This window comes from Bacillus sp. SIMBA_008 (assembly GCF_046535495.1).
Taxonomy (GTDB): domain Bacteria; phylum Bacillota; class Bacilli; order Bacillales; family Bacillaceae; genus Bacillus; species Bacillus subtilis.
The window spans coordinates 1-291 of record NZ_JAWRWL010000264.1 but is presented as its reverse complement, the minus strand read 5'-3'; the positions used below and the strand labels follow the sequence as shown (position 1 = coordinate 291).

The window sequence follows — 291 nt, the reverse complement described above, 5'->3', positions numbered from 1 at the left end:
CATTTGATGACCAAATTGATCGTCCAGCTGACGTAAGCGTTCTGCGTTTACGTCAATCAGAGTGACATCTGCGCCAAGTCCAATCGCCATTTTCGCTGCGTTTGTTCCAACAACACCGCCGCCTATAATCGTGACCTTCCCTCTTGATACCCCTGGTACGCCTGCGAGCAAGATGCCTTTACCGCCTTTTGGCTTTTCTAAAAATTGTGCACCGATTTGAGCGGCCATTCTGCCTGCCACTTCAGACATAGGTGTTAAGAGAGGGAGTGATTTTCCGTCCGTTACTGTTTC

The 291-nt window shown here is 49.1% G+C and carries 1 protein-coding gene; it reads right to left on the bottom strand.

What is annotated here, in order from left to right; all coding sequences use genetic code 11:
• On the bottom strand, positions 1–291 hold a 291-nt coding region (locus tag SB658_RS23120), incomplete at both ends, for an NAD-binding protein (protein ID WP_410602602.1).